General features: G+C 64.7%; 5 protein-coding genes and 1 pseudogene. 2 read left to right on the forward strand and 4 right to left on the reverse strand.

Annotated elements, in window-relative coordinates; all coding sequences use genetic code 11:
- The 3 genes and pseudogenes from VF662_RS07910 to VF662_RS07920 all read right to left on the reverse strand — a co-directional run.
- Positions 1 to 276, reverse strand: a pseudogene (locus tag VF662_RS07910) (hypothetical protein); the annotation flags it as partial.
- A 751-nt stretch (positions 277 to 1,027) separates the two neighbouring features.
- Positions 1,028 to 2,773, reverse strand: coding sequence for a gamma-glutamyltransferase (gene ggt, locus VF662_RS07915; protein WP_464139634.1), 1,746 nt, complete (start codon positions 2,771 to 2,773; stop codon positions 1,028 to 1,030).
- Between the two features lie 14 nt (positions 2,774 to 2,787).
- Positions 2,788 to 5,850, reverse strand: a complete 3,063-nt coding sequence (locus VF662_RS07920; RefSeq protein ID WP_464139636.1) for a TonB-dependent receptor domain-containing protein — start codon at positions 5,848 to 5,850, stop codon at positions 2,788 to 2,790.
- A 391-nt stretch (positions 5,851 to 6,241) separates the two neighbouring features.
- Here VF662_RS07920 and rplK point away from each other — a divergent pair, with 391 nt between their 5' ends.
- Both rplK and rplA read left to right on the forward strand, forming a co-directional pair.
- Complete coding sequence (gene rplK, locus VF662_RS07925) at positions 6,242 to 6,673, forward strand: 50S ribosomal protein L11 (protein ID WP_464139638.1); 432 nt, start codon at positions 6,242 to 6,244, stop codon at positions 6,671 to 6,673.
- Between the two features lie 5 nt (positions 6,674 to 6,678).
- On the forward strand, positions 6,679 to 7,377 hold the full coding sequence (gene rplA, locus VF662_RS07930; RefSeq protein ID WP_464139640.1) for a 50S ribosomal protein L1: 699 nt from the start codon (positions 6,679 to 6,681) through the stop codon (positions 7,375 to 7,377).
- A 71-nt stretch (positions 7,378 to 7,448) separates the two neighbouring features.
- Here rplA and VF662_RS07935 read toward each other — a convergent pair whose 3' ends face one another.
- Positions 7,449 to 8,279 carry an oxygenase MpaB family protein gene (locus tag VF662_RS07935; RefSeq protein WP_464139642.1) on the reverse strand — a complete coding sequence of 277 codons (831 nt, stop codon included), beginning with the start codon at positions 8,277 to 8,279 and terminating at the stop codon, positions 7,449 to 7,451.
- Positions 8,280 to 8,424 lie beyond the last annotated feature (145 nt).

Below are 8,424 nucleotides of genomic sequence, written 5' to 3' on the forward strand. Positions count from 1 at the left end.
TCCGCAGCCATCGGCTGAGCCTGTCGAAGCCGCGTCTCGAAGGACCTCACCCTCAGGCCCCCTTCTCCCCCCTGCATCGTGAAACCGCGCATGCGCCGCCGCCAGCGCCGCGTCCCACCTTTGCGCGAAGCCGGGATGGACCGAGCGCCGGTGCTGGATCGTGGAATATTTCACCCCCACCTCCCGCGCCGAGAGCCGCACATTGCCCGTCCGGAACAGGCATTCGAGAAAACAGGCGTTCTGAACCACCTGCGCGCGGGTGAAGGGACGAGGCATGGGTCAAGCCGCCCCGAGCAGGGAACCAATCAAAGTAGTACTTTGATGGGAACCCAGCAGCGAGCAGGCGCGTAGCGCCTCGCGAGTAGCGAGCGGAGCCGGCGCAGACCGGCCGGCGGGGCAGACCGTCCTTAGACGGGCTGAACCCGTTCGACGTCCCGGCGCGGCTTTGCCGCGCCCCGGATCCTGAAACTGACTTGCCATTATAGCGACTCCGGAAGCTGCGTTCCCGGTATGTTCTCAAGCAAAATCCTATTATGCAAGCAATCAATGAGCAGCGATGCGGGCGCGGGAGCGGCGCGCAAGCAGCGATACCAGACGGCGCGTGGAGTTTATCCTGGGCATTGCCGAAGGGTCGCGCCTCTTCCCCGCACCTTCACGAACGACTCAATCGATGCGCTAGGCGAACACCGCCCCTGATGTCGCTGCGCTCATGAACAGGCTGATCCCGAGCAGGGCGCCCAGGCAGGGGGTAACGATACGAAAGAGTGCGGGCATGTAAGTATCTCCCAAGCTGCCGACGCGCCCGTCTGGTCCCCCTTCGGGACCAGGCGCCCCTGCTCTTCGACCAACCTGCACCGGCACGCTGCGAGAAGGGCACGGACACGACCAAAGCGGCCTAAGCTGCGGCGATCGAGGATGCTTCCGATGCGCCTGATCGCGATGACGTAGGTGTGGAATGTCTGCTTAGCGTCAGCAACAGACGTTCAGGGCTAGATATGCTTACTCGAAAGCTGACTTCGCGTTCACACTACGGAGCCACCGCCTTGGCGCCCGGCCGGCGAGGATCGTCGCCGCCAAGGAAGAGGCCGTTCTGGATCATGATCGATTGGGCGCTTCCCATCGTCTCATCCGAGGTGATCCGGTGCCCCCTGGCTTTCAAGGCGACTACCGTATCCGGGTTGAAATTGGGCTCGACCCTGAGGCTGTCAGTGGTTCCCTGGTAGATGCGCGGCTGGTGCGTCGCCTCGTCGACGTTGAGGCCGAAGTCGATCGTATTGACGATGAGCTGAAGCACGGTGTCGATGATCGTACTTCCGCCCGGAGTGCCGGTGATGAGCCAGGGCCTGCCCTCCTTGAAGACGATCGTCGGCATCATCGTCGAAAGCATCCGCTTCCCCGGCGCCATCGCGTTGAGCGGCATCGGACGCCCCTGCTTCCGCGCTTCCAGCGCCTCTTCATGGCTGAAATTGTTCATCTGATTGTTGAGGAGGATACCGGTGCCCTCGATCATCACGCCCGATCCGAAATCGGCGCCGAGCGTATAGGTTGTGCTGACCGCGTTCCCCTCCGCATCGGCGACGGAGAAATGGGTGGTCTCCTTGCTCTCGAAGCGGAACGGGTCGCCCGCCCCCATCTCCTTCGCCGGACGCGCTTTATCGGCGGAGATCAGCTTCGCGCGTTCCGCCGCATATCCCTTCGAGATGAATCCGCGAACGGGCGCCCGCACGAAATCCGTATCGCCGAGCGCGCGATAGCGATCGGCGTAACCGAGCTTCATCGTCTCGGCCATGATGTGCAAGGCGGCCGCCGATCCCGCGCCCAGCGGCTTCAGATCGAAATGCTCGAGAATGTTAAGCATGTTGATCAAGGTGGCCCCGCCCGCGCTTGCCGGCGGCGTCGAATAGACCGTGTAGCCGCGGTAGGTTCCGACCAGCGGCTCGCGCTCGACTGCCCGGTAAGCGGCAAGATCGGCCATGGTGATGAGGCCGCCCCGACGAGCCATGTCGGCGGCGAAGCGCCTGGCGATCTCGCCCTTGTAAAAGGCGTCCGCGCCGTCCTTCTGGATCCGGGTGAGGGTCCAGGCGAGCGCCGGCTGCTTCAGCGTCTCACCGGCCGCGTAGAGGCTGCCGTCCTTCTTGTAGAAGGTCGCCTTGGCCGCTTCGCTGCTTGAAAGCCGCTCCTTCCCCCAGCTGAAGACGAACGCCTCGTCGTGCGACAGCACGACGCCCCTGGCGGCAAGGTCGATCGCCGGCTGCACCACCTTCGCCCAATCCAGGCGGCCATATTTCCGGTGCGCCATGTAGAGGCCTGCAACCGTGCCCGGAACGGCCGGAGCCAGATAGCCGCGGCCGGCATGGTCCGCCTCTTTCCCCTTTGCATCGACGAACCGCTCCAGCGTCGCGGCCTTGGGCGCAACGCCGCGGAAGTCGATGACGTGCACCTTTCGCGCCTTTGCATCGTAGAGCGTCATGAAGCCGTCGCCGCCGATGTTGCCCGCGCGTGGGAGCGTCACTGCAAGCGCGAATGCGACGGCAACCGCCGCATCGACCGCATTGCCGCCACGCTTCAATATGTCGGCGCCGATGCGGCTGGCGGTCTCGTTCTGCGAGACCACCATGCCCCTGGCGCCGACCGTCGGGGAATGGATGCTCGGATATTCGAGGAGCTGGCGCTGCTGGGCGGCTGCCGGTGCAAGGCCAATACAAAGCGCGGCAACGAGGCCGGACACGCGCCGCAAAGGCCCGAATGCCCCTCCCCGCCTACTGAATTCCATCCTAACGCCCACTCCTAGAATTTCTTCGAAAGCTCGAAGTAGCCGAAGCGGCCGATGGCGTTGTGAAGCGATCCGAGGAAGCCGAAGTTGGACGAGTAAAGCGGCGGATCCTTGTCGAAGATGTTGCGCGCCCCGACGCGGAAGCGGGTGCCGCCGAGCAGGCCCTCGTCACGGAAATTGTACTCCGCATAGGCATTCACGGTCGTCCAGCTGTCGACCTGGAACTGCTCGCCGTTGACCGGCGTAGGTCCGGTGTCTTCCACCGAGCTCACGTAATTGACGAGCACGCCTGCCCGGACGGGGCCGGAGCGCCACGTGAGATTTGCGGTTGCACGCCAGCGGGGGTTTCCATTCTGCCGCAATAGGCTGTTTGCGCCGGCAATGTTGATGCCCGGGCCAAGCAAGCCGGCGGCATTCGCCGCGATCAGCTCCGCCTGGACATCGGATGGCTGCTGTTGGAAGCTCAGCAGGTGCGCCCCGGCAAGCTGGATGTTGAACGTGCCCAGCGGAGTGTCGGGAAGCCGGTAGCTGAGCTCCAGATCGATGCCGCGGATCTTGCGGGGCTGAAGGTTGAAATAATTGTCCTGAACGAAATCGAGTTGCCCCACCGTCTGGCCGGTCGCCGGCGGAAGCCGGACGACGTTCGGATTGCTCGATCCGCTCCGGCGCAGAAGAAGGTCGTAAAGGATCTGGTTCTGCGCGCCCTGAATGCCGATAACCCCGCGCTGCTTGATCTCCCAATAGTCCGCGGTGATGACGAGCCGAGGCACGCGCGGCGGCTGCAATACGATGCCCGCGGAAATGTTCGTCGATTCCTCCGGACGCAGGTTCTTGTTCCCCGACCGCACTTCGAGCGTGCTCACTCCCGAACATGGAGCATTGAGGTTGGTGATGCGGCAGAAGCCGAAGTCGGTCCGGGTATTCGAAACTTGGGTGCCGGCACTGTAGAATTGCGGGAGGTTCGGAGCGCGGAAGCTCTCCGACCAGGAACCACGAAGACGCAGACCCTCGAACAGGTCCCAGCTCGCCGCCACCTTCGGCTTCAGAACGTTGCCGAAATCGGAATAATGCTCGTCGCGGACGGCGAGCTGGAGGTCGATCGAGCGCATCAGCGGCAGGTTCATCTCGGGCGAGACGATCGGAACCGCAAATTCCAAGAAGGCCGACGCGATCGTCCGCTTCGCCTTCACGTCCGGGGCCGGGCTCGCGCCAAGGATGTCGGTCCCGAACACTCGCTTCGTGACGCTGTCCGTATAGGTGATCGTTCCGTCGAGGCGCGGATCCCTGTCGTCCTCATAGGTTTCGCGCCGCACTTCCACGCCCGCCGCAAAACCGACATCCCCGCCGGGCAGCGAGAACAGGCGCGGGTTCGAAAGCTTCAGATCGGCCGTAGCAAGCGAGGTCTTGCTGATGCGGTGCACCTCGACGAGGAACGACTGAATCGTCGCCGCATCGCTCGGAGTCGCATCGCCAAGGGAGAAGTTCGGCTGCGATCCGCCGTTGAACGGATTGTATGCGTCGGGCGTCGATTTCGCGAGCGCTTGCTGGAATAAGGTGTTGCTGACGGCATTATGGGTATTGTCGTCGGTCCGCGCCCAGGAATAGCTCACCGCCGATTCCCAGTCGAAGTCGCCGAAGCCGCCCCTGAAGCCGCCCAGCAGCCGCACCATGTCGTCGGTGACGGTGAACGTCCGCGGCCCGGTATCAACGGGCCGGTAGTTCACGATCGTCAGCGGGAGGCCCGCCGCAGGGACGTTCACCAGGTTCGGGAGGCGATTGGGGTTTGGCGCTCCGTTGATCGTCGTTGCGCCGAACGGATTATAGTAGTTGGTTGCCGGAACGGTGATCTGTGCGCTCGAGAGCGGCGCCGACTGCTCGCGCTGCCCGTCCAGCTCGGCGCGGTAATATCCGGCCTCGCCGAAGAATTCGATGCTTCCGAAATCGTGGCTAAAAGTGCCGAACAGATTGTAGCGGTCGAGCCCGCCGCGAATCGTCCGATCCGGGTTCTCGTCGTAGCGCAGAACGCGCGAGCTGGCGCCGGTGATGCCGCCGGACCGCAGGCAGAGATTGCCGTTATAGACGGTGCTCGAGCATCCCGCCGCGGTGTTGGACGTCGGCTCGACATGGAACGTGCCGGACGTCGTCAGCGCGACCGTTCCCTGCCGAACGGCGATCGTCGACGGGAACACCGTGAAAGCCCCGAAAGGCGAGGAGGTCGAACGGTTGTCGAATGCCGTATCGCCCTCAAAGGGGGTGCCGACGGTGCGCGGACGATGATCCTCGCTCGCCGTATAGTCGCGTTCGCTCGCAAATAAGGGCGTCCGGTGCGTGTAGCTTCCGAACAGCATGACCCGGGTGTCGCCGCCGAACTTCGTGCCCGCCTTGAATCCAAAGGTGGATTCGTCGGTACCGTCCGCAAAACCGTAGCGCGCATCGAGCCGAAGCCCGTCGAACCTGTTGTCGAGCACGATGTTGACCACGCCCGCCACGGCATCGGATCCGTAAATGGCTCCGGCGCCGTCCCTCAGCACCTCGACGCGCCGCGTCGCGCCGAGCGGGATGGCGTTCGTGTTGACGGTCTGGACGGGAACGAAATTCTCGGTCTGCGTACCTGGAGTCGGGATCATCCGCCGGCCGTTGAGGAGAGTCAGAGTGTTGCCGGTGCCAAGGCTGCGCAAGTTGATCGAGGCATTATCGCCTCGCGCATCGTTGAGATTGCCGGTGGTCCGCGCCTCCTGGAACTGTACATCACCCGCCTGAGGGATTGAGCGGAACAGATCGTCGCCCGAGACCGAGCCGGTCGCCGCGATGCGATCTTCGCCGACAACCGTGACGGGCAGGGCGCCGGTCGGCTCGGCACCTTTGATTTGGGTTCCGACCACCACGATCTCCTGCTCCTGCGCCGCGTCTTCCCCCTGCTGCGCGTTCTCACCGGCCTCGGCGTTCCTGATCTGCTCCTGAGTGGTGGAAGGCGCCCCGGTCTGCGTCGTCACCGGCGGCGTCTGGGCCTGCGCAAGGGCACTCGCCGAGAGAGAAATCCCGCACATGAGGATGCTGGTGTTGAGTACCTTTGACATGAGCCCCCTAAATCCGCTGGTCTGCTTGCTGGCCAAGACGCGCAACTGGATGATTGCACCGGCACTCCGGCGCCGCAAGATGAGAACCGCACACGAGAGACTGATACGTCAGTGCAATTAACGAGCGTCGGCTACGGCCGGCGTAATCGTCTGAGCGTCTGCTATCCTACCGTGTCGGTCCAGAAGCAGACCGCTCGAAAGCGGCCAATCTCGGACTTCCAATCCCGGCCCCTTTGCGCTAAGGGCGCCGCTTCCAGCGCTACAGCATTGGAAATTTGCGGGAGGCAGGGCTCGGCTCCGCCGTCTGGACCGCTAAACTTGAACCGATCGGAACGGGAGCTCGGCCGATGGCCTACCGCCCCCAGTCCGGCGATCTACAGAGTGAGAGACAATGGCTAAGAAGATTACGGGCTATATCAAGCTCCAGGTGCCCGCGGGCGCCGCCAATCCGTCGCCGCCGATCGGTCCGGCCCTCGGCCAGCGCGGCGTCAACATCATGGAATTCTGCAAGGCGTTCAATGCGTCCACCGGCGATGTCGAGAAGGGCATGCCGATCCCGACCGTGATCACCGTCTATGCGGATCGTTCGTTCTCGTTCGAGACGAAGACTCCGCCCGCCTCGTTCCTGATCAAGAAGGCCGCGAACCTGAAGTCGGGCTCGAAGGAGCCGGGCAAGGTGTCCGCGGGACGCATCAAGCGCTCGGCGCTGCGCGACATCGCCGAGACGAAGATGAAGGATCTGAACGCGAACGATCTCGACGCCGCGACGAAGATCATCGAAGGCTCCGCCCGCGCGATGGGCCTCGAAGTGGTGGAGGGCTAAAGGACATGGCGAAGCTTACGAAGAAGCAGAAGGCGCAGGCCGCCACCGTCGACCGCGAGAGGCTCTACGGAGTCGATGAAGCGATCGCGCTCGCCAAGGGCAACGCGACGTCCAAGTTCGACGAGACGATCGAGCTCGCGCTCAACCTCGGCGTCGATCCCCGCCACGCCGACCAGATGGTCCGCGGCGTCGTCACCCTCCCCGCCGGCACCGGCAAAGACGTCCGAGTCGCAGTGTTCGCGCGCGGCGGCAAGGCCGAGGAAGCGACCGCGGCGGGCGCCGACGTGGTCGGAGCCGAGGACCTGATGGAGACGATCCAGGCCGGCAACATCGACTTCGACCGCGTGATCGCGACGCCCGACATGATGGGCATCGTCGGCCGTTTGGGTAAGGTGCTCGGCCCCAAGGGCCTGATGCCGAACCCGAAGCTCGGCACCGTTACTCCGAACGTCACCGAAGCCGTCAAGGCGGCCAAGGGCGGCCAGGTCGAGTTCCGCGTCGAAAAGGCCGGGATCATCCACTCCGGCATCGGCAAGGCGAGCTTCTCGAACGAAGATCTGCGCCGCAACTTCGACGCGTTCGTTGACGCGATCGTCCGTGCCAAGCCGGCCGGCGCCAAGGGCAAGTACGTCAAGAAGGTCGCTCTGAGCTCCACCATGGGCCCGGGCGTGAAGGTCGACGTGGCGGAAGTCGCGGCGGCCTGAGCCTCGGCGTCCACTGCGAATGAACAAGGGCCGGGGCGAAAGCTCCGGCCCTTTTCTTATGTGCTGCGAAGTTATCGCCCGGGTGTCAGTGCCCATGCGGTGACGGTGCGAAGCGCCTTGAGGCCGGCGTCGACGCCGAGCCTCGGCCGGTGCGCGAGGCCGTGCATTCGCGCCGCCCATTCCGGCAGCAGGCCAACGCCGCCGTTCATGACGAGCTTACGGACCGGCTCCTGCACCAGGCTCGGCGCGGGCTGGCGGAGCAGCGCTTCGGCCACGGCGCGGGTGCGCTCGTCGGAGCGCAGCTGCGGGCGCATGCGGCGGAGATAGTCCTCAACCGCTTGCTGGCTCGTCGGCACGTCAGTGGCGCCGAGCTCCCGCGCAACGATGGCCGTCTCGGCGAAATAACGGTCGCAGTCCGCCAGCGAGAGGTGCTGGCCGTAGCGGAGGTAGGATAGAAGGAAGCTCCGGCTCCCCGCCACGTGCACCCATGTCAGCAATTCGGGATCGTTCGCCGAATAGGCGCTCCCGTCGGGGAGGACTCCGCTCACCCGGTCGTGGATCGCCCGCATGCGCGCGATCAACTCCAGCGCCTGCGCGCGCGAGCCGAAGGTGGTGCCGGAGAGGAAGTAGGCGGTCCGCTTCAGTCGGCCGGCCATGTCCCGGCGGAAGTCGCTATGGTCCCAAACGCCCGCGAGCGCGCTGGGATGCAGCATCTGGAGCAGCAGCGCCGACACGCCTCCGACCAGCATCGTCGTGAAATCGCCGTGCACGCGCCAGGCGACCGAGCCGGGGCCGAAGAAGCCCTGATCCGCTCGCGGCGCAGAGGGCGCGAAGCCGGCCGACTCCCGCGAGCTCACCAGCCGATGGACTTCGCCCGCTATGGCGCGCCGGAGCGGGCGCACCGGCGGCTTATTCCTTCGCCGTTCCGGGCTCGGCCATGCCGCGATGCATCTCGGCCGAGACGCCGCCGCCAAGCACCTTGGAGCCGGCGACCTGGAGCTTGTTCATGAGGCCGTAGACGACGCTTCGCTCCCCCTTCATCATCGC

It is taken from the genome of Allosphingosinicella sp., assembly GCF_036387215.1.
Lineage (GTDB): Bacteria > Pseudomonadota > Alphaproteobacteria > Sphingomonadales > Sphingomonadaceae > Allosphingosinicella.